The sequence below is a fragment of the Priestia taiwanensis genome, from assembly GCF_014638355.1.
GTDB lineage: Bacteria > Bacillota > Bacilli > Bacillales > Bacillaceae_G > Priestia_D > Priestia_D taiwanensis.
Genome location: NZ_BMFK01000009.1, coordinates 20,616 through 47,149 on the forward strand (window position 1 = coordinate 20,616; position 26,534 = coordinate 47,149).

Below are 26,534 nucleotides of genomic sequence, written 5' to 3' on the forward strand. Positions count from 1 at the left end.
TAGACATACTCTATCAATCTATTATCAATAATGTTGAGCTTGTTTTATATTATTCAAAATAAACATATGAAAACTTCCCTATTTACTCATCATATATTTTCAGAAATACTCTATAATATTATTTTCCAAAAAAAGTGGCTATAATGGATAGATACGCTATTACGTAAGAAAGGACCGAAGATGATTATGTTACAAAAGCAATTAAACAAAGACCAATTGCTTCAATATACCGCTTCTTGCATCGAAACACTAGATCCCCATAACGAGTATGATCGCCATCGTTTCCAAAGTGGATTACAACTTTATCGTAAAGGGCATGTCTATAATGTGTCTATTGATGAAGGGCTGATTGAAGCAACAGTCGAAGACGATGCTGAAATCATATCTGTCTCTATTGATTTACTAGACTATGATGAAAATAGATGCGATTGCTTCGAAACAGAGAACTGTGAGCATATGTTAGCTGTCCTATTCTATTGCGCTTCTAGTTACGGGGCAGTTGGAGATATCTTGAGCATGTGGAAACAACAAGAGAGACCTACCATCGTAATGAAAGGACTTCAAAGAGCAAGTTCACTCTTACAACGAACAACGTATCAAGAGGAAGATTTAGATAGTTGGTTCCGTTACTTCGATGAACAATATGACAAATATGTGAAGGGGTTACAATCTTCTTACTATACGAAAAGAATATCCCATACCATTTATTATGAATATTACAAACCATTAGAAGCACGAGCACCAAAAAAAGGAGTGTTAAATGGGATGTTTCGCCTCCATGCACTTCTATTTTCAGTGGAAAAATTATTTGAATCATTTCAAAAGGAAAATAATTCATCCTTCTTCAATACAAATACATTACGTCAGCACATTGATACTTTCGTAGAGGATCTTGAATATACAACCTACAACGTTGCGAAGACACTTCTTCCAAACGAGCATCAGGCATCATTAAAACGAATAGAAAAACAACTGGACATCGTCTTATCAACTAGCGGCGAGCACTTTGAACCTGCCTTCGATATGTATCGTTTAGTATGGACAAGACTGCTTCATCCACGAGGTTTCACGAAAGAAAGAGTAGAAGGATTATCAGTACTTCTTCAAAAAGGTGTAAAAGGAGAACAACTCCATTACGAATTATGTCACCTTCACTTCCTACTAGGTAATGATAAAGCAGCTATAGAGCAACTCGATATGCTGCAGGAGCTGCCATTCTATATTCTTACAGATTGGATTCTATATCTAGATGAAAAACATGAAGACGAACGTATTCAAAATTGGCTATTACATTGGTATCAGGCCATACAAAAGAAACTCCCTCATACAAGTTATTATGAGGCGAAGAAGCTCATAATGCATCTTTTACCATTATATGAAGAGCATATGAAAGAAGGATATGACACCATCTTACAAGAGCTCCTTCCATTTAGTTACGTGTATTATTGTGATTATGTCATCGACAACAAGCAATATCGCACATGGGCAGAACTCCAAATGCTTGTGAAAATGGATCCCTTTTATGAAGCAGCGGAATACGTCAAAATTGTAGAAAAACACGATCGTGAGGCGCTAATTCCACTCTATCATTACTGGATTACGCACTACATTTCAATGAAGAACCGCCCTAGCTACAAGCAAGCGATTCGTTACTTAAAGAAGTTGCGTACTATCTATCGAAAAGAGAAGCGATTGTCAGAATGGGAAGTATATGTTAAACGGCTTTCAGCTACTCATTCTCGTCTCCGTGCATTCCAGGAAGAATTAAAGAAAGGAAAATTAATAGATGATAACTAGAACGAATATGACGTTACATAGTCAATTTTTAGAAGAAGACGGCGTGTTCATTTGGGCGGAAGAAGCAGACGGTCATCTTCTACCTCCTTCGTCATGGAAACATCATGTCTTCATGTGGCATGATGCAAGTTGTTACGGTTCATTTGTTGAAGAAGTAGAACAAAATAACATGCAAGGTGTCCTGCTCCCCCCACATCTTGCATTTGACTTCTTTGGTACAGCACCTGAAAATAAATTGGTTCACATCCACTGGGGAAAAGATGCCGATTACTATCGTTATACACTAGCACCACTCATCGAAGAGTACCGTGAAGGAAACGTTATCCCTTCGATGTCAGACTGGATAAATGATACGATGAGTTGGCGAATCATGGATTACGATATTGATGATCCTCTCCTACAACGTTGGCTTTCGTATGCTGTTGAACATGCATGCAAAGAGGATTATATACATACGGAAAAGTGGGAACGGATTAAACATTTACATACCTACACATCTTATGCCAAAGCACAACTGCAAACAGCTGTTGATGAGGAGGATTGGCTTACAAAAATCGGTTTATTAGAAGATGATACACCGTTTACTTTCAGCCTCTCACTCGATGAACCGCTTGAAAATAGTAACTATTGGCGCCTAACCCCATTTCTTCATGATAAACGAAAGCGCAACTACTCATATGCATATGATGAGCGAAAGAAGCTACCAAAAAGATGGGAAGAATACCATGACCGTATTATGCGCACCTTCGAAGGATGGGGAAATATCGCTCCATGGCTAATAGAAAATGGTACATGTAAACACGAAATAACGGAACAAGAAGCATGGACATTTTTAACTGAAACGAGCGAGAAGCTACTCGATGCCGGAATTGACATTCATCTTCCCTCATGGTGGCAAGCCCTGAAGCAATCTCGCTTATCATTAAAAGCGAAAGTAGCATCGACAGGCCGTGCCCCTTCCTTTGTTGGCATGAATACACTCGTTCAATTTAACTGGCGCATTTCTACGCAAGATATTGAATTATCAGAAGATGACTTTCACCAGTTAGTCGATGAAAATCGTCGCTTACTGAACATTCGAGGACGCTGGATTAAATTAGACCCAGCATTTATACAACAAGTAAAAACAATGATGGATAAAGCCAATAAAGAAGGGCTTCATTTCAAAGATATTTTGGAACAAGAATTCGCGAAGAAAGAACAAGAAGAGGGCGTTGAGACACCAGTCATTATTGAGTTAGATGACTACTACTCAAAGCTAATGAAACGGTTAACGGAGATTAGTGAAGTACCACCTGTTCAAATACCGGAAAGCTTACAAGCAACACTTCGTCCATATCAACAGAAGGGGATTGAATGGATGCTTCACTTGAAGCAACTTGGCTTCGGCGCATTATTAGCAGATGACATGGGACTTGGTAAGACGCTACAAACCATTTCCTATTTCTTATATGCGAAAGAAAATGGCTTACTCGACGGTCCATCTCTTATCATTTGTCCAACATCGGTACTTGGAAATTGGCAAAAGGAAATGGAGCGTTTCGCACCTAGTTTAAACGTTCATCTCCATTACGGAGCAAATCGTGCGAAAGGTGATGACTTCCCAGGTTCCATTAAACAAACAGATATCATCTTAACATCATACGCTTTAGCACAACTAGATCAAGAAGAGTTCCAATCATATACATGGAACACCATTTGTTTAGACGAGGCACAAAATATTAAAAATGCAGATACAAAACAATCGAAAGCCATCCGTTCTTTCCATGCACATCATAAAATCGCACTAACAGGAACACCTATGGAGAATCGCTTAAGTGAATTATGGGCAATCTTCGATTTCTTGAATCCTGGCTATTTAGGATCACTCCCTGCTTTCTCACGACGTTTCGTCTCACCAATCGAGAAAGATCGTGATCAAGAGACGATTGAACAGCTACAACGTTTCATTCAGCCATTTTTATTACGTCGAACGAAGTTAGATGAAGACGTTGCACTAAACTTACCGAGTAAGCAAGAACAGAAAGAATATTGTGCATTAACGGTTGAACAAGCATCTCTTTATGAACAGCTTGTACGTGATACTGTTGAGAAAGTAGAAACGTTATCTGGTATTGAACGCCGCGGTTATATTTTGATGATGCTTAATAAGTTAAAACAAATTTGTAATCATCCCGCACTCTATCTAAAAGAAGAAGAACCACAAGACGTAATTTCACGTTCTAACAAAATGGAGACTGTTCTTGAATTAATCACAAACATCCAAGAGAGGAACGAGAGCTGTCTTATCTTCACCCAATACATCCAAATGGGCGAAATTCTTCAAACATTGTTAAGCGAACAAACAGGGCAAGAAGTATTGTTCTTAAACGGTAGCGTTCGTAAGCAAGAACGCGATTCCATGATCGAACGCCTTCAAAGCAATGATATTAAAATTCTTATTCTCTCACTAAAAGCTGGTGGAACTGGTTTGAACTTAACTGCTGCAAATCACGTTATTCATTTTGATCGTTGGTGGAATCCTGCTGTCGAGAACCAAGCAACAGACCGCGCTTATCGTATCGGACAAACGCAATTCGTCCATGTGCATAAGCTCATTACCACCGGCACACTAGAAGAAAAAATTGATGACATGTTGGAGAAGAAGCAAGCATTAAATAACGCTATCATTACAAGCGAGCAGTGGATTACCGAGCTATCAACACAAGAATTAAAAGAATTGTTAGGCGGTTAAAAAAGGGCAAGCCAGTTAGAAGTAACTAGCTTGCCTTTTTTGTATGGAAAGTGGCTTCTCCAACAACCTTACGAAACTAAACAACCTAACTTCCTTTCTTCCGCACCAATATAGAACGTAAGAAAATAGCTGTTATACCACCGAACACATCTATCATTACGTCTTGAACTAATGGTGTACGATCGCCTGTGTACATTTGATGTAGTTCATCTAAAATAGCATAAAGGATGATGGCGATAAAGGTAAAAAGCATCGCTTTCTTTCTTGATATACCCACATTCTCTAATGCACGAAACAAGAAAAAGCCTAATAAAAAGAAGATACTGAAGTGAGCACCTTTACGGATAAAGAACTCAATAAAACCTGCTACACCGATACTTTCTATACTAATTTCTTTTCCCGCATAATCAAAAGAAACAAAATCCAGTTTCTCTTTTACCCATTCTTCACTCACATAATTTCCAATAGAAGTACGCATATCTTGCTTTTGATATGGCTGGTTTGAAAAATGAAAAATAATTGCTGCGATAAAAATCACAGGCAACAACGCTCGGAATTGTTTCATATTCTATTTAACTCCTAAAAAGATAAAGACTATCTGTTGGAAGATAGCCTTGTTGTATCGTTATTTCTTTGGCCCTAATGCAAATGTCAGCTCTGCTTCACACGCTAACTCACCATCTACTGTCGCAATGGCTTTTCCTTTGCCAATTGATCCACGTACACGTGTCATTTCTACTTCTAAACGTAATTGGTCTCCTGGTACGACTTGGCGCTTAAAGCGGCAGTTATCGATACCCGCAAAGAATGCTAGACGGCCACGATTCTCTTCTGGCTTTAAAATAGCAACAGCCCCTACTTGCGCTAGTGCTTCAATAATTAGCACCCCAGGCATTACTGGATAATCAGGAAAATGTCCATTAAAGAATTCTTCATTTGCAGATACATTTTTAATACCAATCGCGCGCTTTCCATCTTCTACTTCTAAAATACGATCCACTAATAGAAATGGATAACGGTGTGCGATAATTTCTTTGATTTGTGTTACATCTAACATGTCGGATGTTCTCCTTTCCGCATTCTCTATTGGAGAAATTACTTCGTATGTATTTATTCTCCCTTACCTACTAAATCGAGAATGTGCGTCCATGTGTCGATTTTAAATACATCCGACACATTTCCATCCCCAATTATACTGTATCCAATTACCGCACCAATTACAACACTAACTACAATAGATATAAATAATATAATGATACGTAACCAAATAGGTATAAGCCTTACTTGTGTATCCTTCTTAGAAACCTTATGTCGTTCTTCTCTTCCTTCTGCAGATTGATTCACTACCTGCTCTTTCACTAATCCTTCACTAGCCATAATTTCATCTCCAGACTATCGAATTTCATTCACAAGTCCCATCATTTGATCTGCCATAGTTACAGCTTTGCTGTTAAATTGATACGAACGCTGCGTAACGATAAGTTCACTCATTTCTTTTCCCATATCGACATTCGATTGTTCAAGTGTTCCCGCTCTGAACACAACATCATTTGCATCCGCTACTGTACCATCCATCTCCAATTCTTCAGGCCATGCATATAAGTTACTACCTGCCGCTTTCAATAAATGGGGCTTGTTAATATGTGCAACAGAAAGATCCACTTCCTCTTTAGTTCCATTCATATTTGTTACAACAAGCGATCCAGTTGGGGAGAAAGAAGCTTCTTTCACATCATTATTCACATATATCGGTTGCCCATCTTTTCCTAATACTGGATGACCTGCACTTGTAGATAATTGTAAAACATATGGGTTCCCTTGTATAGGTGTTAATTGAAAAGAACCGTCTTTTGTATAGCGTATTTCATCTTGCCCATTTTCATGTACGCGAACGCGGAAAAAATGATCTTTTCCTTCTAGTGCAACATCAAGCGGACGTCCTGTTTGAATCATCGGTCCAGCTGTAAACTGTTGAGATGTATGACTAATCTTCGCTCCAACACCATAACGCAGTCCTCCTGGCGTTAATCGTCCTGGCTCTGTTCCGCCATTTAGGTGGTTATTAAATTGTTGATATAGCATCTCTTGAAAATTCGCTTCACGGCGTTTGTATCCAGTCGTATTTAAATTTGCTATATTATTACTAATAATATCTAACTGTGTTTGTAGTTGCCCCATTGTATTTGTGGCCGTTGACATCATACGATTCATTCATCATCATCCTTCCTTGTCTATCGATTACGTAATCCTTCTTGCTCTATCGGATACGCCCTAGCTCATTCACTGCTTTTTCTAAACTGCGGTCATATGCCTGAATAATACGTTGATTTGCTTCAAATGACCGGAATGCAACCATCATATCTGTCATTGTTTGTGACATATCTACATTTGAACTCTCCACATAACCTTGTCTCACATTGTACGTTACATTTGCTGCTTCTGCTGCATTAGGCAGCGGTTGTCCACCAACTGTGCGGAATAAACCATTCTCGTCTTTTTGAAGGGCATATGGATTATTCGCATAGACAACTTTAATTCTACCTACTAAACGCTCTCCATCTGTAATCGTACCATCTTCGCGAATCGTTGCTTCTGCACTCGATAATTGAATACGATTATTCGCTTCATCTAACACATACATTCCATCATTCGTTGTCATATAGCCTTGTGAATCAATTGTGAAATTACCATTCCGTGTATAACGCTGTATTCCATCAGGGTGCATCACTGCGAAAAACAATGCACCATTTCGTCCCTCTGCACCCGGAACATTCCCATCAACAAGTGCAACATCTGTCTTTCGATTCGTTTCACGAAGGGCACCTTGTACGAATTTAGGGATTGTCTCTTGCATATATACCCCTGTATGTAAGCCACCAATCGGAGTTCTTGTTTGGTGCTTCGTATTTGGTACACCATCTTGCTTATAACGCTCCATCAGCAATTCTGGAAATGCACGCATCGTAGATTGCTCTGCTTTGTATCCTGGTGTATTTACATTCCCTAAGTTATTCGTCAACATCTCTGTTTTTCGTTGTTGTGAAATCATACCTGACGTTGCTGTATATAGTCCTTTAAGCATCCCATTCCCTCTCATTCATCTACAATATGTATCATTCTGCATCTATTTATGTCATTTCTTAAACGTTTATATTTTTTACCCGCTTACATTATACCTAACATAAAGAAGAGGCACATGAGAAAATATGACCAAATGCGACAACTTTCGATGACAAAAAAGAGCTACCGTATATAAGGTAGCTCTTCAAAAAATACATTATTTATTACGGAAGAAAATAACACCTCTATAGGTCTCATCCGCTATATAACTTGTCCTATTTCTACTAAAACAATCTCTCTTTAGCTTAAGCGACGGTGTGGTAAACGATCGATATTCTCAAGCATCACGCCTGTTCCAACTGCTACACAATGCATTGGACTCTCCGCTACGAATACAGGTACCCTTAACTCTTCTGCTAATAATGTATCGATACCATGAAGCAACGCTCCACCACCTGTTAAAATAACACCACGATCAATAATATCTGCTGATAATTCTGGTGGAGTACGCTCTAGTACAGACTTAGCAGCTTGTACAATTACATCCACTGATTCAGCTAATGCTTTTTGGATTTCATCCGAGTAAACTGTAATCGTACGAGGTAATCCACTCACCATATCACGACCACGAATATCAATTGATTCACTACGCGCGCCTGGGAACACTGTCCCAACTTTGATTTTGATATCTTCTGCTGTACGCTCACCAATTAATAACTTGTATTCACGCTTAATATATTGCAGAATTTCCGCATCGAACTTATCTCCAGCCATTTTAATGGAAGAGGCGGTGACAATATCACCCATCGATAATACAGCTACGTCTGTTGTACCACCGCCAATATCCACTACCATGTTACCACTTGGTTGGAAAATATCCATCCCTGCACCAATTGCAGCAATTTTCGGCTCTTCTTCTAAGTATACTTTCTTACCGCCACTTTTCTCAGCAGCTTCACGAATCGCCTTTTGTTCAACAGATGTAATGTTTGTTGGACAACAGATTAAAATGCGTGGCTTCGAGAATAAGCCTTTCACATCTAATTTGTTTAAGAAATACTTTAACATTGCTTCTGTTATATCAAAATCAGCAATAACCCCGTCTTTTAATGGGCGAATTGCGACAATATTCCCAGGCGTACGCCCCACCATGCGTCTTGCCTCTTCACCAACTGCTAACACCTTCCCTGTATTGCGGTCAATTGCAACAACAGAAGGCTCATCTAATACAATTCCTTTACCTTTTACATGAATTAATACGTTGGCTGTACCAAGATCAATTCCTATATCTTTCGAAAACATTCTATTTATATCCTCCTTGAAAATAAACTAGTAACCGGAATGACTCTATATACTCACTAATTCATAATTTTATCATAAACAGAATGCTATATGTTAACAAAAAATAAACATTTATAGTCAATTCCGTTATTTTCCGGAGATTAGAATGTTCGTTCCCCTACCACGTACTAGCACTATTGTTTCACCACTTTTTCTATGTCGTCCTTTCGATATTTCTGTTTCGTAGCCTCTCCACCACGCAAATGCCGAATTGATTTATGGTAATCAAGAATTTCTTTCACTTCATTTGCTAACTCAGGATTTAACTCCGGAAGCCTTTCTGTTAAATCTTTATGAACAGTACTCTTAGACACACCAAATTCTTTCGCAATGACACGAACCGTCTTTCTCGTCTCGACAATATACTTCCCAATCTTGATAGTTCTCTCTTTGATGTAATCGTGCACACTACTCGCCTCCCTGAAATGGATGTGAGAAGCGTGAAATGAGAGTTCTCTCACCTCAACCACTCTCTTTTAGGTTTATACAATTGTATGAAGGCCAGTATTGTTATATACCTAAAAAAAGCAAGATGGAAGAAAGTTTTTCCATCTCGCTCTTTTTAATCTTAATCAACTTATCCTGCCACAACTTTTTGATTTAAAAAGTTGTGTAGAATAGAATCATTAATTTTGTGGATCTTTTTTCTCATCAGCCGGCTTTTTCGATTCATCTTGCTTCTCACGATCAGCAGCAGGTGTTTTACTTTCTTCTGCTGGTTTCTTTGAATCTTTCACTTCTTCTTTCTTTCCAGCATCTACTTTAATATCAGCTGTTGTCTTATTAAAGTAGTCCTCTGGGTTAAGTGCTACGCCACCTTGGCGAATTTCGAAGTGAACATGAAGGCCAAGATCTTTGTTAATTGTGCTTTGTCCAGCCTTACCTAGTACTTGTCCTTGTTTCACTTTATCACCAACAGCTACTTCCACATTTCCAAGTCCTTGATACGAAGTTGTTAATCCATTTTCATGCTTCACAACAACAACATTCCCAAGTAATGGATCTGCGTCTGCACGCTCAACTGTTCCACTCAATGCCGCTACTACATCAAATACCTTTTTGTCTTTTGCTACAAGATCAATCCCTGTATTTGCCGTAAAGTCATTACCATACTGCACTAGAGCTGCTTGTTGTTCTGCTGCTGATGCATTTTCGCGGTAGAAACGTTTCGCAATACTTACTGCATCTTCTGCTGCAACAGGCATTTTCACTGTTTCTGCTCCCTTTGTAACAGGAGTTGCTGGATTTTCTTTCTCCACTTGTGCAGTTTGTGGATCTTCTGCTTGTTTTGTCTTATCCCCAGTTGCGTATTGGAAAAGAAGAGCCCCAGTAATAATTACTGCTGCACTAGATAAATATAGTGCAGGGAAAATCCAACGTTTTCTTAATAGTTTTACAACTTTTTTGTTACGAGAAGGCTTTTTGTTTTCTTCCTCTCTCATTCTATCATCACCTCAGCAACCATTCTGAACAAAAAACGAGGTTACTATACATTCCTCCTTTAATTATTATTCGACATTTTCTGAAAAATTAAGCAAAATAAAAAGTCACTTCATCAGTCAACGTGTGACGATAAAATAACTTTCCTGTCCTTATACCAAAATCCCCTCCACTTTTGGATACTATCACTTCTTTACAAGAAGCTTATCTTGGAACTTTTCGATATTCATAATCTCTGTTCCTTGATAGTAATAGTTTGTAATATCGGTATATTTCTTTCCTTCTTTCGCCATTCCATTGGCTCCATATTGACTCATTCCAACACCATGACCGAATCCTTTTGTTGTAATAAGAATATCCGTACCTTGTTGTTCCCATGTAAAATCAGTAGAGCGTAAACCCAACTTCGTCCGAATATCTTTTCCTGTTATTTTCTTACCATTAAAGGATACTTCTTTCACACGATTCCCTTTTGTACGTGACACAATTGTTCCAACTGAACCGTCCTTATTCACTTTCACTTCTAATACTTTCTCTACTTCCGCTATCGATTTCTTCACCTGACTCTTAAAGCTAGGAAGCTCCTCTTCCCAATTACTTTCCACACTTTGTAAATATGGATGCGCACTTCCCCATATATCTTCCGAGTCCTCTGTTTGACCGTTACTCATTGAAAAGAAAGAAGCTACGATTAACTCCTCTCCATACGTTAAAACTTGTCCTTTTGTCGCTGTAATAGCCCCTTCTACTTTCTTTATGTTTTCATCGTACTTATCTTTCCACTGCACCTTTAACTCTTCACGACTTTTATATACTTGATGCCGTACAGTATCTGTTACATCTGCATTCTTCTCTTTCACTCCACCATCTTGCTGCACAAGTATTTTCATGATGTATGTGCGAGCGCTCAACGCCTGTGCTTTTAATGCCTCTACTTCAAATGTAGATGGCATTTCAGCCGAAACTACTCCCATTACATATTCTTCTAATGGTATATTCTCTACCTTATCCAATTTACTTCGGAAAACAGCAACATCCACCGCTATTTCTTTTTCTCCATGATCTCTTTGTTGACCACCTTCTACCTGCATATCCTCTTTCTGATGAAACGGTAATACAAGAAGAGGTGGTATAAGCACGACTAAACAAAAGAAGATGACTCCTATCGTCATCCACGGCTTCCACCAGCTCATCTATTTCTCCTCCTATCTTCACCAAGATAGATTTGATACTTCATACTTATGAAAATGGACAAGCAAATAGAACAAAAAAGGTGCCCTCTTCTATTCTGTTAACTAGAGAGGACACCAATTGAACAAATGTCAAAAAAATGAATATTAATAATATATTCTGTCTATAATAATGCTATAAACGATGGTTTATTACACATAAAAAAAGAGCCCTTGAAAAAGGCTCCGTCTTATTATTTACGCATGCACATTTGATTGTGTTGTTTCTTGTGTTGCTTTTTCTGCTACGACTTCTGTTACACGCTCAATATCTGCACCAAGGCCAGCTAACTTCTGATGGAAGTTAACGTAACCACGATCTAAATGTTTTAATTCAGTTACTCGAGTATGACCATCTGCGACTAATCCAGCTAAAATTAAGGCAGCACCTGCACGTAAATCAGTTGCAGCAACTTCTGCACCTTGTAATGTAGATGGACCGTTCATCACGACAGAACGACCTTCGATCTTAATATCACCATTCATGCGACGGAATTCTTCCGCGTGCATGAAACGATTCTCGAATACTGTTTCAGTAATCATACTTGTTCCTTCTGCTTTTAACAGAAGCGCCATCATTTGTGATTGCATATCTGTTGGGAATCCTGGATGAGGCATTGTCTTTAAGTCAACTGCTTTTAATGTTTCAGGACCGATAACACGGATTCCTTCTTCTTCTTCAATGATGTTAACGCCCATTTCCTTCATCTTTGCAATTAATGAACTAATATGCTCTGGTACTGCATTTTCAATAACAACATTTCCTTGCGTAATTGCCGCTGCAACCATGAATGTTCCCGCTTCGATACGATCTGGAATAACTGCATGATTTGTACCACGTAATTTTTCCACACCCTCAATACGAATTGTTCCAGTTCCTGCACCACGGACTTTTGCTCCCATTGCATTTAAGAAGTTCGCTAAGTCTACGATTTCTGGTTCTTTCGCTACGTTATCAAGAATTGTTGTTCCTTCTGCTAATACCGCAGCTGTCATAATGTTCTCTGTTGCCCCTACACTTGGGAAGTCTAAATAAATTTTTGCCCCTTTTAGACGTCCTTCCACTTTTGCTTCTACAAAGCCATTACCAACTGTTACTTTTGCTCCCATCGCTTCGAACCCTTTTAAATGTTGTTCGATTGGACGAGATCCAATTGCGCATCCGCCTGGTAATGCTACACGCGCATGACTATTACGCGCTAATAGTGGTCCCATAACTAAAATAGAAGCGCGCATTTTACGTACAAACTCAAAAGGTGCCTCTACATTAAGCTCTTTCGATGCATCTACAATTACTTGGTTATTCTCAAATACAACATCTGCATTTAAATTACGTAACACTTCATTAATTGTATAAACATCGGAAAGAGTAGGTACGTCAGAAATGATATTTTTTCCTTCACTCGCTAATAAAGTTGCAGCAAGTACAGGTAAAACAGCATTCTTTGCACCTTCTACGCGAACTGTGCCGTTTAACCGATTCCCGCCACGGACAATGATTTTTTCCAAAGTATTCCCCTCCGTGTCCAATTGATTTATCTATTCAGTACTCAGATGTAATTATTGGTGTCCCAACCGTTACGGTTGTTTTCTCACTAGTTTCATCTTGTCTTATTCCAAGCTGCAAATTCATTTTTTCTTTTTCTGTTGGGAGAGCGTCATTCCACTTGCTATTGTATGCAGATACCGAGACAAATGTCCCTTCATTTAACGACTCAATGCTCTCTGCTTGAAAATCCTGCAATAACCTTTGCGCTTGCTTTTGCAAAACACCTTCAATCTTATCATCGAAAACACCTTTTACACAAGAGAAAATTATTGGATAGTGGGGAAAAATGTCATCTATTTTCCCTTCTATTTCTGAGGATAGCGCTTTCCACCCTTTTTTGTCCCATTGATTACCTTTTGCTTCATACATAAGCTGTATACTGCCTTCAGCCTCATGGTGAGAAGATACTAAAACAATGCGTTCCCGGTACAGATTATGTTCCACCAATGCAGAAACTTTCTTCCCTTCTGTCTGCCAATTAAGCGTACCTAATTTCTTTTCCACGCGTGTCATTGCATCTTGCAATGAAGTTGTATCAAGCATTTCTCTTGTGTACATTGCCCACTCTTCTACTTCAATGTCATTCTTCTCATATATTTCCACTATTTGCGAAATCTTATTCGAATTTTCTTCCTTCCCCATCGTTTGAAAGCCGTATAAAAATACAATAAGAGTTACACATAAAAGCATTAATATATGTTTTTTCCCCATTTTTCATTCCTCCCTTTTCCTCTTCATTTTTAACGAAAAGAGGGAGGCTTATACGATTTTTCACTGAAATAAATACGTCAAACTTCGTGCATAATGTAAATAATCCAGGAAGAAATTACTCACATTATAGCCTATTGCGACAGTTACAAGGAGCAGAAACATTCGTGTCTGTGCTATGTGATTTTTTTTAATGATTTTTTCAATATGAATTGCTTGTAGTGCCCACCATGTAATCGAGATAAACACAAGATGAGATACAATATATAAAAGTGCTTGCTGGCCAACAATACCTGTCAATACGTCACCTTCCTTCTACAATCTACAACAAGAAAAAGCATAGAGCGTTTCACTCTATACTTTTTCTATTATAGCAAATTCCCCTTATCCTAAGAAATCTTTCAGAACATCAAAATATTGAAAGAAGAACTCATACGCTAAGAATGGGAAGATACCCAACACAATCGTGGCAACAGCACACAGGCATCCAACAATTAACAAGCCACTTTGCGGACGAATTGTTTCTTCTTTATCCGGTTGACGGAAGAACATTTGCTGAATGATACTGAAATAATAATAATATGAAATAACGGTCGTCCCCATTAAGATTGCCGCTAACACATAATGAGCAGGTTCCACAACAAAGGCACTTAAGAAAATATGTACTTTTCCAATAAAACCAGCTGTTCCTGGAATCCCTGCTAAAGATAACAAAAAGATCGTTAGCAGTACCGCAAGAAGTGGCGAGCGTTTGTATAATCCTGAGAAACTTGTCAAATGGTCGCTACCTATCGCACGTTGTACGACTTGTACTACTGCTAGCGCTCCAATATTCATGAACAAGTAAGCAAGTAAATAGAACCACATATTATCCATTAGGAACGGCGAAAAGGCCATAAACGGAACAAGTAAGTATCCTGCATGTGCAATACTGGAGTAAGCTAGCATTCTCTTCACACTAACTTGTTTCAGTGCTATTGTATTCCCAATAATCATCGTAATTGCAGCTACGACAGCGATAAATCCTTGCATATACAGAAGGTATGTACTCTGGCCTTCATCCATCGGAATCGCCCCGAAAATAGATAAGAAAAGGCGAAGTACAATTGCAAAACCTGCAACTTTCGATACTGCACCAAGGAATGCTGTAACAGGTGTTGATGCCCCTTCATACACATCTGGTGCCCACATATGGAATGGCATTGTGGCCAACTTAAAGGACAACCCAACGAACGTAAGGAGAAATGCCATTCCAATTAATCCTTGTACCGACTCTAAGTTACCTGTTTGAATAAATATCGACATATCTTGAATATTTGTGCTACCTGTCAAACCATAAATATAACTTAAACCAAACAGTGTAATTGCTGTTGAAATACCGCCATTAATCACATATTTCAAAGCTGCTTCGTTTGACTTACGATTCTTCTTACGTATAGCTACAAGAATATACGAAGATATTGAAAGTAATTCTAAACCAACGAACAATGTAATTAAATCTCCACTTGATACCATAAACATTGCCCCTAAGAGCGCCGTTAAAAAGAGATAATAATACTCTCCTCTATCTTGTATTTCCTTCTCATCATCATGGATTGCAAGTACGAATACAAGCATCGTTCCTACTAAAAGGAGTAACTTGAATGCTTTCCCGAATGAATCAAAACGAAATGTATTAAACAATATCTCTGTTGATTCATGTGGCAGTAAGAAAAGCAACGAGACGAATGCCACAAGTACTCCAACAAATCCAACCCATCCTAACTTTCTTCGATCTACCTTCTTACCTAAAAACAAATCTAATAGTGATAAGAGGATAGCAAATCCAACGATGATGAATTCTGGCATCATTGTATGCCAATCATAACTAAGCAACGTTTCCATATCCATGTGCCTTTATCCCCCTATCCCTAACATAATTGCTTCGATTGTTGGTTGTACAAGAGACGCTAACACGGAAGGAAATACACCGATTCCAATAATACATACAAGTAAAATCATTACTGGTACATATTGCATAATCGGCAATTCTTTCACTTCTGGATATGTTCCTCTCTCTCCAAACGTAACTCCCAATGTCGCACGTAATAAATACGCTGCTGTTAAAATAATGCCGAGTGTACCAATGGCTGCAATAATTGGTTTTGATGAGAATAATCCTGTAAATGCCATAAATTCACTAACAAATCCTGACATGCCTGGTAAGCCTAATGAAGCCATTGCACCAGTTAACAAGAATCCTGATAAAATCGGCATTGAACTAGCTAGACCACCAAGACGCGTTATATCCATCGTTTTAACGTTTTCTTCCATCATCCCTACTAAGAAGAATAAGAACGCTGCAATTAAGCCATGAGAAACAACTTGGAAAATTGCGCCTTGCATGCCAATATCATTTACTGCACCCATTCCAATCAAAACAATACCCATATGGGAGATACTGGAGTAAGCTAGCATTTTCCGGAAATTTGTTTGAATAAGCGCTAAATACGCTCCGTACAACAAGTTCACAACACCCAAAATCGCAAGCATCGGTGCTAATTGCGTAAATTCTTCCGGGAACAAGCCTGCCCCCATGCGCACAAGACCATATGCTCCTATCTTCAGTAATACACCAGCATGAAGCATGACAACACCGATTGGCGCCTCAACGTGCACACTAACCATCCAACGATGTAACGGGAAGATTGGTAGCTTTACACCGAATGCTACAATTAACGAGATAAGAAGCCCATAACGCGTTGTTGCATCTAACACTTCCGTCGTTGATAATGCATGTTGTAACAATCCAAAATTCGTCGTACCTATTTTTGCAAATAAAACCGTAAACACGATTAGGAGGATTGCCGAACCAACTCCGTTATAAATAAGAAATTGATAAGCCGCCTTTTCACTATTAAATCCACCCCATTTACCAATTAAAAAGAACATCGGAATCAAGGTAATTTCAAAGAAAATAAAGAATAAAAGAAGGTTTTCTGCTGCAAACACGCCGAGCATCCCTACTTCTAGTAACAAGAAAAGAATGTAGTAACCTCTTGCTCCCTCTTGAATGGAAAATGAACGAATTGCTGCGAGCAAAGCTAATAGACTAGTTAATAGTAACATCGCTAACGATAATCCTGATATACCTAGTTCATACTCAATCGCAAATGGCCTTCCTTGTAAAAACGGGAAATCCCCAAATTTGATCCATTCCTTTTGTACAGCAAACTCACGTAACGGCGTACCACCCACATATAATGCATATAGTGCCATTGTAAGCCCTAGTGGAAGAAGTGTACTCATCATACCGATAACTTTCACTATTTTCATTTCACTATTGCGCATACATGCTAACAAAATAATACCTACGAGCGGGGAAAAAATGAGTAGAGTCAAATACATATCCATTAGCCGAAATATCCCCCTTTCACAACCATCACAGCGAGTAGAATAGTAAGACCGATAAAGGCGACTGCTCCTGCCATTTGTACTTGACCGTTCTGTGTTTTCGATCCTATAGAGCTCACACCTGTTACAATACTTGTAACAACTTTCGCTACTCCTTCTACTACGTATAATTCAATATACTTACATACCTTACTAATACCACTTGTTAACGCCACAAACGTTACACGGTACAATTCATCAATGTAGAACTTATTCTTCACGGCACTGTATGTCATTGGTATATAACTTGTAAACCAATCTCGTTGCACTGCTTGCTTTTTATACATCACATAAGCAAGTAAAATCCCTAACATTGATACAGCGGTTGCTACAATCATAATCCATGCTGGACCATGCACAACCTCCCCTACATGCGCAGCATCTTGCGCTAAGAAATCATGTAAAAATGCTCCAAACCAAGGTGTATTCATATATCCAGCAATAACTGCTAACACACCTAATACTAGCATCGGAATCGTCATCGTTTTCGGCGATTCATGTACATGCCCTTTCACTTTTGATTCTCCTGTGAACACAAGGAAGAATAGACGGAACATATAAAATGCTGTACAGAATGCCGCAATTAATGCTAGAACAAATAATCCTTTGTTGCCGTTCATCCATGTAGCAATCAAAATTTCATCTTTACTAAAGAATCCAGATAAGAACGGCACACCGCTAATTGCCATTGTTCCAAGTAAGAACAAGACTGCTGTTGTTTTCATTTTCGAGTACAGCCCACCCATTTCATTGATTGACTGTGTATGCACCGCATGGATAACACTTCCTGCGGCTAAAAATAATAACGCTTTAAAGAACGCATGCGTGGTTAAATGGAACACTCCTGCCACATAACCAGCCGAACCTAATGCTAACATCATATACCCAAGCTGACTAACCGTTGAATACGCTAGTACACGCTTAATATCTGTTTGGGTCATACCAATTAGGGCTGCAAAGATCGCTGTAAAACCTCCAATAACAGCAACAATCGTCATAGCCGTTTCACTTGCTGCAAACAACGGGAACATCGTTGCTACTAAATACACCCCTGCCGCAACCATCGTCGCCGCATGAATTAATGCCGATACAGGTGTTGGCCCTTCCATCGCATCTGGCAACCACGAATGAAGCGGGAATTGACCAGATTTACCAACAGCTCCAATAAACAGAAGAATAGCGCATAACGTTACCATCGTTGGCGAGATTGAACTTGATGAAATACTAGCAAAAATCTCATCATACTCAAAACTACCAACTTGCCAGAATAATAGAATCATCCCGATGAAGAAGCCTATATCTCCGATACGTGTCATAATGAACGCCTTCTTCGCCGCAGCTTTAGCTTCCTCTTTATAAAAATAGAAACCAATTAAAAGGAATGAGCCTAAACCTACTAACTCCCAAAATACATACGTTTGTAATAAATTCGTTGAAATAACCAGCCCTAACATCGCAAATGTAAAGAGGCCTAAATATGCATAGAAGACAGGTATTCGTTTGTCCCCGTGCATATACCCTCTTGAATACATATGTACAAGAAAACTAACGAGCGTTACGATTACAAGCATCATCGCATTTAACGCATTTACTTCAAATCCTACTGTTAAAATTGTGTCTCCAATTTGTAACCATGTAAATTCTTGCTTAAACGTAGCGTTCGAATATCGATCTACGAATACAAGAATAGATAGAAGAAACGAAAAACCAACAAGTACCATTCCGACTATCCCACTATGCTCCTTCAACCTTTTCCCAAAAAGGAGAAGCAACACAAATGATAACAATGGAAAAAGTGGTATAATCCATGCTAACTCCATCATTTAATCCAGCCCCTTTGTCCGTCCATCAATGCTTTAATTCATCCATCTCATCAATATTGACGGTTGTTTTATTACGATATAATGCAATTAAAATGGCTAAGCCAACTGCAGCTTCTGCCGCTGCCACTGAAATCGTAAACAATGAAAATACTTGCCCTGTAATGTTCGCCTGAAATCCATAATTACTAAACACAACTAAGTTAATATTTGCTGCATTCAGCATTAGTTCAATACATACTAATACAATGACTGTATTTCGCTTCGTAAGAGCTCCATATAAGCCAATACAAAACAAAATAACTGCCAAAAATAAATATGCTTGTGCTGGAATATCACTCATCACGATTGTCCTCCTCATCATCTTTCTTCGTTAAAATGATTGCTCCCACAAGCGCAACGAGTAACAAGATAGATGTTAATTCAAAAGGAATCACATAATGAGAATAAATAAGAACCCCAATTTGTTCTGTATTCTTCTCTTGAAGCGTCGTCGCTTGCTCAAATACAGGAAAATCTCGAACAAGGAGGTACATTACTACTCCAAATGCAATAACACTCGTTAACAATCCCATTCGCTTCAGCGTACTACCGCGATTCTCATGTTCATCATTATGCTTCGTCAACATAATTCCAAAAATCATTAAAATTGTTACAGCACCTGAATAAATTAATACTTGCACAACTGCTACAAACTCTGCATGCAACAAGACATAAATGCCCGCAATACTTAAGAAGGTGAATACGAGTGCAACCATCATATGCATGACTTTCTTTACATTTAACATAATAATGCCGCCCAAGATGGCTACGAATGCTAAGACCGAAAAAGCAATCATCTCTCCACTCATGCTTTATTCTCCTTCCGTATATTCGTATCATTTTCATCCAACCATTCAAGATTCTTAAATAAATCATCTCGTGTATATTCTGCTAACTCAAAGTTATTGGTCATAATAATCGCTTCCGTCGGACATACTTCTGTACATAGATCGCATAGAATACAAATTTCAAAATTAATATCATACGTATCGATAATTTTCCCTTTTTTCGTTGGATCCGGATGCTTTTTTCCTGTTAATTGAATGCAATCTGTCGGACAAATATTCGAACATTGATTGCAGACAATACACTTCTCCGGATAGAATTTTTGAATACCTCGAAATCTATCTGGTAGCGGTATCGGTTCATTCGGATAATCATACGTTAATTTCTCTTTCGTTAAATTTTGAAGGGTATATTTCAACCCTTTCAATAATCCAATCATCTCAAACCCCCCTTGAGTTTAAAGCGACTTTGTTTCTCATCCAGTACATCCTCTCACACAGTTGCATCGCTTCTCTCTATAAGAATATTTCCTTTATAATAGCTGTTAAGAAAATGTTCAAAAGTGCTACTGGTAGAAGTACTTTCCACCCAAATTCCATCAGATGGTCTCCTCTAATACGTGGGAATGAAATACGAAACCACATAAGTAAGAAGAACACGAAGCTAAATTTCAACGCAAACCAAATGGCTCCCGGAATAAAGTCTAGGAACATAACAGGATGCCAACCACCAAGGAATAAAACAGTCGTTAGTGAAGCCATCGCAAACACATACACATACTCCGCTAACATAAAGAACGCCCAACGGAACCCTGAGTACTCTGTATGATACCCTGCAACGAGCTCTGATTCTGCCTCTGGTAAGTCAAATGGTGTACGATTCAACTCCGCTACAGACGCAATAAGGAAAATAAGGAATCCAATCGGCTGAATAAAGATAAACCAAACATTCTCCTGTGCTGCAACAATCTCATTCAAATTCAAACTACCTGTTAATAAGACAACACCTATAACACTCATTACAAGCGGGATTTCATATGAAATCATTTGTGCAGCTGCACGCATTCCACCTAATAACGAATACTTGTTATTCGATGCCCAACCAGCTGCTACGACACCAATCGTTGTAATACCTGAAATTGCAATATAATAAAGTAGTCCTACTCCAATATCTGCAAACTGTAATTGATCTGTTAATGGAATTGTTGCAAGCACCATGAAAGCTGGTGCAAACGCAATAACCGGTGCAATGATAAATAACGGCTTATCTGCAGCTTTCGGAATTGTATCTTCCTTTAATAGAAGTTTAAGTACATCTGCCACCGTTTGCAGTAAACCAAAGCGACCTCCCACTTGGTTCGGTCCAATACGCCCTTGCATGAATCCCATTACTTTACGCTCTGCCAAAATTGCATACGTTACAAATCCTAAAACAACAAACAAGAACACAACACCTAATCCAAAAAAGATAAGAAAGTTCATCCAACCTGATTCCGATTGCAGCAAACTCTCAATCATTAGCCGTCAACCTCCCCAAGTACAATATCAACGCCGCCAAGTATTGTAATCAAGTTCGCAATATTTTCTCCCTTTAGTAACTTAGGTAAGATTTGCAAATTGTAGAAAGACGGACGACGGAACTTCAAACGATACGGCTCCTTTTTCCCATCACTAGCAATGTAACACCCAATTTCACCTCGTGGAGATTCAATGCGTACATATGCCTCTCCTTTCGGTGCTTTAATGATTTTTGGTACTTTCGCCAGAATATCCCCTTCTCTTGGGATTTGTTCGAGCGATTGCTCGACAATTTTCAGTGACTCTTCAATTTCCAGCATACGGCATACGTAACGATCCCATGCATCTCCATTCTCTCCAACGGGTACATCGAATTCAAAACGATCATACACTGAATATGTTTCGTCCTTCCTCGCATCCCACTTTACACCTGTACAACGTAAATTTGCACCGCTCAGTGAATAAGCAATTGCCTCTTCTGCTGTATATTTCCCAACACCTTTGACACGTTGTAAGAAAATTTCGTTCCCACTTACAAGATCATGGTATCCCTTTAACTGCTCTCTCATATGTGGGATAAATGCTTCTATTTTCTCTAACCAACCATCCGGAGCATCCCACTTCACACCACCAACACGCATATAGTTAAACGTTAAACGTGCGCCACATATTTCATTTAATAAATTAATAATCATTTCTCGCTCACGAAATGCATATAAAAACGGACTCACTGCTCCAAGATCTAGTAGGTTCGTCCCCCACCATACGAGGTGACTTGCAATCCGCCCAAGCTCCATAACAAGTACACGTAAATACTCAGCACGATATGGAATTTCTAACCCCATCATCGTCTCTACTGCGTGGCAAATAACATAGTTATTCGTCATTGCTGATAAGTAATCCATGCGATCTGTATACGGAATGATTTGCGTATATTGCAAGCTTTCTGCAATTTTTTCTGTTCCTCTATGAAGATACCCAATAACAGGTGTCGCTTCCACAATGATTTCTCCATCAATTTTCAGTACTAACCGAAATACGCCGTGCGTACTAGGGTGCTGTGGTCCGACATTCAGTAGCATTTCTTCTGTACGAATCATAGTAGCTTACACCTCCACATCATACGGCTCATAATCTTTTCGTAGCGGATAGCCAATCCACTCATCCGGAAGTAGGATACGCTTTAAGCAAGGATGATTCGTGAATGTAATACCTAATAAATCATACGCCTCTCGCTCCGGCCAATCTGCCCCTTCCCAAACAGGGGTTACCGAATCTACTACTGGATTCTCTCGATCGATCTTTACTTTCACTGCAACAGAATGACCATATTGATGGGAATACAGATGCATATATACCTCCATATGCGTTTCAAAATCCGTGCCGTGAATCTCTGATAAATAGTGAAATGCCAATTGTTCGTTTTGCTTCAAAAAATGAGCAAGCTGTCCGTAATGCTCTTTCTTTGCGACGAGCGTCGGCACATCTTTTGATAATCTATTAATATATGTATCTTCTAATATGCCTTCGCCCAAGTTCTTTGTAATTATTTCTACAAATTTATCTAATATTGCTTGATTTGGTGACGGACTTTCTTCTACTGCTTTCCCTTCAGCTTTTCCAGCCTTGGCTTTCGCTAACGCTGCTGCTTTTGCTTTTGCCGCTGCAATTGCTTTCGCTTTCGGATCATCTGCTAACTGTTCCGCAGCCGCCTCCGTATCGCCTCGTTGCTTCGCTAATGCTGCCGCTTTTGCCTTTGCTGCTGCCACTGCTTTTGCTTTCGCTGCTGCGATCGCTTTCGCTTTCTCGTCCCCTTCTTCCGTTGAAGACTCTTCTGTATCACCCGCACGCTTTTGCTTCGCTAATGCTGCTACTTTTGCCTTTGCTGCTGCCACTGCTTTTGCTTTTGCTAGAGCGATTGCCTTTGCTTTTTCATCTCCTTCTTCTGATGGAGATTCTTCTGTTACTTCTGCTTCTCCCTTTTGCTTCGCCAATGCTGCTGCTTTTGCCTTTGCTGCCGCCGCCGCTTTTGCTTTTGCTAGAGCGATTGCCTTTGCTTTTTCGTCTCCTTCTTCTGATGGAGATTCTTCTGTTACTTCTGCTTCTCCCTTTTGCTTTGCCAATGCTGCTGCTTTTGCCTTTGCTGCCGCCGCCGCTTTTGCTTTTGCTAGAGCGATTGCCTTTGCTTTTTCGTCTCCTTCTTCTGATGGAGATTCTTCTACTTTATTATTCTCTTCTTTTTCTGTTGATGCTTCTTCTACTGATAATCCATCTGAGGGTGCTGTATTTTCCAATTTTATACTTGAGGGAACATCTCCCTCCAAATCTTCTGTAACCGCTTTCGATTCTTTCTCTTGTAAAGAAGCTTCCGTAATTTCTACTTGTGCTTGTCGTTCTGCTAACTTTTGCTTTGCTAATGCTTTTGCTTTCTCCGCGGCTTCTTTCTTCAACTGTTCTTTCGTCTTCTCTTCACTCATCGATTCGTCACCTGCTTCCCAGTCTTAGCTTCGTAACGAATTTTCTCTTTTAATTTGTTAATACCATAAATAAGTGCAGCTGGATTTGGTGGACATCCTGGAATGTACACATCAACAGGTACAATTTGATCCACTCCTTTAACAACTGCATATGAGTTGACATACGGACCACCAGCTGTCGCACAAGAGCCCATTGCAATAACCCATTTTGGTTCTGGCATTTGGTCGTATAGACGTTTTACAATTGGGGCCATTTTCTTCGTGACCGTACCAGATACAATCATGACATCTGACTGACGTGGCGACGTTCGGAAAAATGATCCAAAACGATCTAAGTCATAGTGCGACGATCCTACCCCCATCATTTCAATTGCACAACAAGCAAGACCAAATGTCATCGGCCATAACGAATTACTTCTCGCCCATGCCTTCACCTGCTCTAACGTCGTGAAAAAAATATTCTGCTCTAACTCTTTCATCTCTTCTGGTAACATTCCATCCATTCTTACAACCATTTCAGCACCTTCTTCTTCCAAGCGTAAATAAGCCCAATTAATAACATAACAACGAAAATGAGCATCTCAATTAATGCAAATAGGCCCAATTTCTCGTATGCCACTGCCCAAGGGTATAAAAAGACTGTTTCGACATCAAAGATGACAAATAGTAACCCAAATATGTAGTACCTAGCATGAAATCGAACATTTGCCTGATGAAACGGTTCAATTCCACTCTCATATGTAAGTTGCTTTCCTTTTGTCGGTACGTTCGGCCGAAGTAGCTTCCCAAAAAACAACGCTACTACTGGTAACAAAATACCTAACAATAAGAATACAGTTACAATGAGGTAGTTATTCTCGTACAAGTTCACAAATCTCATCCCCTATCTTTCAATTCTTCTTTGTGAAACACAGTTACGGTACTAATTTTTAGAATTTTTTTAATTGTAATTATTATAACAAATTTACCTGACGAGTGTCGATTAAGAGGCCTAGTATATAAAAAAAGCTTAGGAGAATCTCTAATTCTCCTAAGCTCATTTAATTAAATCCCTAAAAATTCACCTTTTACCCAGAATGTCTCTCTTTCATCTGTAGGGCTCACAATTTCAACCCATCCTTTAGGATCTTTCCTAATAACTTTTACTGTTGTATTTACTTTTAATACTCCCTTTATATTCGTTGTAGAATACGGGAACGGCGATGTACGATATTGAACATCTACCTTTACTTCCGCTGTTTTGCCAGCTGGATATATATCGTAAGGTATTTGATTACTTAGATTTTTTATACTTAATGTTTTGCTACTGCTTGGTAAAATAGAAGCGTTATTATATGCTTTTTCATCAAACGGTTTAATACGTTGCATAATACTCGCTATTTTACTTGCCCATCCTTTATCTGACGCATAATAGAAATTCATACTTACTAAGTCAGAACCTTTATACCATGTACCACCTGGGTTCAAATAACTTTTACGTACAAAGTCTGCATTATAACGAATACTCTCATGATAACTTGTTAAGTATTTTGCACTTGTGAATGGTGTGCTATCATATGCAGCTAAACCAAATAAATTATTTTTACGATATGAAATTTCAGATTTACCGTAGCCTGTTTCTAAAATTGCATGAGCTGCTAAATACAATGCATTAACACCGAATTCTTGTTGAGCCGAAATAAAGTACTTTCCTAATCCAATCATCGGGCTATTAGGGTGCATTGATTGGATATATCTATCAATCTCTGCTGCCGTAACGTTTGATGGCTTTCTTAAATCTGCTGTTGCATATGTAATACTAGCTTCTGGAGTTTCTCCATCTGCGTTCACTTTTACATACTGAGCTGATACAAATCCTCTTAATCCATTCGCTTCAACATAGTACCAACCATTCTTTTCATCAAGGACTTTCAAGATTGTGCCACTCGGAAGAGTTGCTAATATTTTTCCTGATGTACTATTTGTATCACGCATATTTACGTTTGATGTTGTCTTACCCATTTTTGTCGTTACTTCTGGTTTCGGATCTGGTTTTTGTGAGTCCGTTACATTCACATACTTTGCCGATACCCAACCTGTCTGGCCTGCTGCCTTTACTTGGTACCAACCACTATTCTCACCTATAATCTCAACAGATGTTCCTGGTTTTAACGTTGTAATGATCTTTCCAGATGTGCTATTTGTATCACGCATATTTAAATTCGACGTTGTTGTTCCTGCCTTTTTTGTCACTTCTGGTTGTGGTTCTGGTTTCGGATCTGGTTTCGGATCTGGCTTTGGTGTATCCGTCACTTTCACAAACTCTGCTGATACCCAACCTGTTTGACCTGCTGCCTTTACTTGGTACCAACCGCTTTTCTCACCTATAATTTCAACAGATGTTCCTGTTTTCAGCGTCGTAATGATTTTCCCACTCGTGCTGTTCGTCGTTCGCATATTTAAATTCGACGTTGTTGTTCCTGCCTTTTTCGTCACTTCTGGTTGTGGTTTTGGGTCTGGTTTTGGGTCTGGCTTTGGTGTGTCCGTCACTTTCACAAACTCTGCTGATACCCAACCCGTCTGGCCTGCTGCCTTTACTTGGTACCAACCGCTTTTCTCGCCT

General features: G+C 39.1%; 26 protein-coding genes. 2 read left to right on the forward strand and 24 right to left on the reverse strand.

All coding sequences use genetic code 11. The features are described 5' to 3' along the window. Positions 1-180: 180 nt before the first annotated feature. Positions 181-1,797 carry a hypothetical protein gene (locus IEV41_RS19105; protein WP_188390112.1) on the forward strand — a complete coding sequence of 539 codons (1,617 nt, stop codon included), beginning with the start codon at positions 181-183 and terminating at the stop codon, positions 1,795-1,797. Next, positions 1,787-4,531, forward strand: coding sequence for a DEAD/DEAH box helicase (locus IEV41_RS19110; RefSeq protein WP_188390113.1), 2,745 nt, complete (start codon positions 1,787-1,789; stop codon positions 4,529-4,531). The genes IEV41_RS19105 and IEV41_RS19110 overlap by 11 nt, the downstream gene beginning before the upstream one ends. Positions 4,532-4,616: 85 nt before the next feature. Here IEV41_RS19110 and IEV41_RS19115 read toward each other — a convergent pair whose 3' ends face one another. From IEV41_RS19115 to IEV41_RS19230, 24 genes are all read right to left on the reverse strand, one after another. Continuing rightward, positions 4,617-5,096, reverse strand: a complete 480-nt coding sequence (locus tag IEV41_RS19115; RefSeq protein ID WP_188390114.1) for a VanZ family protein — start codon at positions 5,094-5,096, stop codon at positions 4,617-4,619. Between the two features lie 60 nt (positions 5,097-5,156). Further along, positions 5,157-5,588, reverse strand: coding sequence for a 3-hydroxyacyl-ACP dehydratase FabZ (fabZ, locus tag IEV41_RS19120; protein ID WP_188390115.1), 432 nt, complete (start codon positions 5,586-5,588; stop codon positions 5,157-5,159). A 53-nt stretch (positions 5,589-5,641) separates the two neighbouring features. Next, positions 5,642-5,908 (reverse strand): DNA-directed RNA polymerase subunit beta, encoded by a 267-nt coding sequence (locus IEV41_RS19125; RefSeq protein WP_188390116.1) that lies wholly within the window; start codon positions 5,906-5,908, stop codon positions 5,642-5,644. Between the two features lie 15 nt (positions 5,909-5,923). After that, positions 5,924-6,742: a flagellar hook-basal body protein gene (locus IEV41_RS19130; RefSeq protein WP_188390117.1), complete on the reverse strand. Its 819-nt coding sequence runs from the start codon at positions 6,740-6,742 to the stop codon at positions 5,924-5,926. Positions 6,743-6,788: 46 nt separating this feature from the next. Further along, on the reverse strand, positions 6,789-7,613 hold the full coding sequence (locus IEV41_RS19135; RefSeq protein ID WP_188390118.1) for a flagellar hook-basal body protein: 825 nt from the start codon (positions 7,611-7,613) through the stop codon (positions 6,789-6,791). A gap of 278 nt (positions 7,614-7,891) precedes the next feature. After that, on the reverse strand, positions 7,892-8,893 hold the full coding sequence (locus tag IEV41_RS19140; protein ID WP_188390119.1) for a rod shape-determining protein: 1,002 nt from the start codon (positions 8,891-8,893) through the stop codon (positions 7,892-7,894). 173 nt (positions 8,894-9,066) lie between these two features. Beyond that, a complete protein-coding gene (spoIIID, locus tag IEV41_RS19145) occupies positions 9,067-9,339 on the reverse strand; it encodes a sporulation transcriptional regulator SpoIIID (protein WP_188390120.1) in 273 nt (90 codons plus the stop codon). 219 nt (positions 9,340-9,558) lie between these two features. Then, a complete protein-coding gene (spoIIQ, locus tag IEV41_RS19150) occupies positions 9,559-10,374 on the reverse strand; it encodes a stage II sporulation protein SpoIIQ (protein ID WP_188390121.1) in 816 nt (271 codons plus the stop codon). A gap of 183 nt (positions 10,375-10,557) precedes the next feature. Next, entirely contained in the window at positions 10,558-11,565 is a 1,008-nt protein-coding gene (gene spoIID / locus IEV41_RS19155; RefSeq protein ID WP_188390122.1) for a stage II sporulation protein D, read from the reverse strand. Between the two features lie 234 nt (positions 11,566-11,799). Beyond that, entirely contained in the window at positions 11,800-13,110 is a 1,311-nt protein-coding gene (gene murA, locus IEV41_RS19160; RefSeq protein WP_188390123.1) for a UDP-N-acetylglucosamine 1-carboxyvinyltransferase, read from the reverse strand. A 34-nt stretch (positions 13,111-13,144) separates the two neighbouring features. Beyond that, positions 13,145-13,861: a YwmB family TATA-box binding protein gene (locus IEV41_RS19165; protein WP_188390124.1), complete on the reverse strand. Its 717-nt coding sequence runs from the start codon at positions 13,859-13,861 to the stop codon at positions 13,145-13,147. A 60-nt stretch (positions 13,862-13,921) separates the two neighbouring features. Continuing rightward, the gene (locus IEV41_RS19170) at positions 13,922-14,158 is read right to left on the reverse strand and encodes a DUF1146 family protein (protein ID WP_188390125.1); all 237 of its coding nucleotides are present in this window, start codon (positions 14,156-14,158) and stop codon (positions 13,922-13,924) included. A gap of 84 nt (positions 14,159-14,242) precedes the next feature. Further along, a complete protein-coding gene (gene nuoN / locus IEV41_RS19175; protein WP_275583754.1) occupies positions 14,243-15,742 on the reverse strand; it encodes an NADH-quinone oxidoreductase subunit NuoN in 1,500 nt (499 codons plus the stop codon). A gap of 12 nt (positions 15,743-15,754) precedes the next feature. Next, on the reverse strand, positions 15,755-17,245 hold the full coding sequence (locus tag IEV41_RS19180) for a complex I subunit 4 family protein (RefSeq protein ID WP_188390138.1): 1,491 nt from the start codon (positions 17,243-17,245) through the stop codon (positions 15,755-15,757). Between the two features lie 5 nt (positions 17,246-17,250). Beyond that, positions 17,251-19,113, reverse strand: a complete 1,863-nt coding sequence (gene nuoL, locus IEV41_RS19185; RefSeq protein ID WP_188390127.1) for an NADH-quinone oxidoreductase subunit L — start codon at positions 19,111-19,113, stop codon at positions 17,251-17,253. A gap of 25 nt (positions 19,114-19,138) precedes the next feature. Beyond that, a complete protein-coding gene (nuoK, locus tag IEV41_RS19190; RefSeq protein ID WP_188390128.1) occupies positions 19,139-19,453 on the reverse strand; it encodes an NADH-quinone oxidoreductase subunit NuoK in 315 nt (104 codons plus the stop codon). After that, entirely contained in the window at positions 19,446-19,961 is a 516-nt protein-coding gene (locus IEV41_RS19195; RefSeq protein ID WP_188390129.1) for an NADH-quinone oxidoreductase subunit J, read from the reverse strand. The genes nuoK and IEV41_RS19195 overlap by 8 nt, the downstream gene beginning before the upstream one ends. Beyond that, complete coding sequence (gene nuoI / locus IEV41_RS19200) at positions 19,958-20,377, reverse strand: NADH-quinone oxidoreductase subunit NuoI (RefSeq protein WP_188390130.1); 420 nt, start codon at positions 20,375-20,377, stop codon at positions 19,958-19,960. Before nuoI ends, IEV41_RS19195 begins: the two co-directional genes overlap by 4 nt. A 76-nt stretch (positions 20,378-20,453) precedes the next feature. Next, entirely contained in the window at positions 20,454-21,455 is a 1,002-nt protein-coding gene (nuoH, locus tag IEV41_RS19205) for an NADH-quinone oxidoreductase subunit NuoH (RefSeq protein ID WP_188390131.1), read from the reverse strand. Beyond that, the gene (locus IEV41_RS19210) at positions 21,455-22,555 is read right to left on the reverse strand and encodes an NADH-quinone oxidoreductase subunit D (protein WP_188390132.1); all 1,101 of its coding nucleotides are present in this window, start codon (positions 22,553-22,555) and stop codon (positions 21,455-21,457) included. The genes nuoH and IEV41_RS19210 overlap by 1 nt, the downstream gene beginning before the upstream one ends. Before the next feature lie 6 nt (positions 22,556-22,561). Then, positions 22,562-23,932, reverse strand: coding sequence for an NADH-quinone oxidoreductase subunit C (locus IEV41_RS19215; protein WP_188390133.1), 1,371 nt, complete (start codon positions 23,930-23,932; stop codon positions 22,562-22,564). After that, the gene (locus IEV41_RS19220) at positions 23,929-24,447 is read right to left on the reverse strand and encodes a NuoB/complex I 20 kDa subunit family protein (RefSeq protein ID WP_188390134.1); all 519 of its coding nucleotides are present in this window, start codon (positions 24,445-24,447) and stop codon (positions 23,929-23,931) included. The genes IEV41_RS19215 and IEV41_RS19220 overlap by 4 nt, the downstream gene beginning before the upstream one ends. After that, positions 24,438-24,812 carry an NADH-quinone oxidoreductase subunit A gene (locus tag IEV41_RS19225; RefSeq protein ID WP_188390135.1) on the reverse strand — a complete coding sequence of 125 codons (375 nt, stop codon included), beginning with the start codon at positions 24,810-24,812 and terminating at the stop codon, positions 24,438-24,440. The genes IEV41_RS19220 and IEV41_RS19225 overlap by 10 nt, the downstream gene beginning before the upstream one ends. A gap of 164 nt (positions 24,813-24,976) precedes the next feature. After that, the coding region (locus tag IEV41_RS19230) for an N-acetylglucosaminidase (protein WP_188390136.1) at positions 24,977-26,534 on the reverse strand (1,558 nt) is incomplete at its 5' end.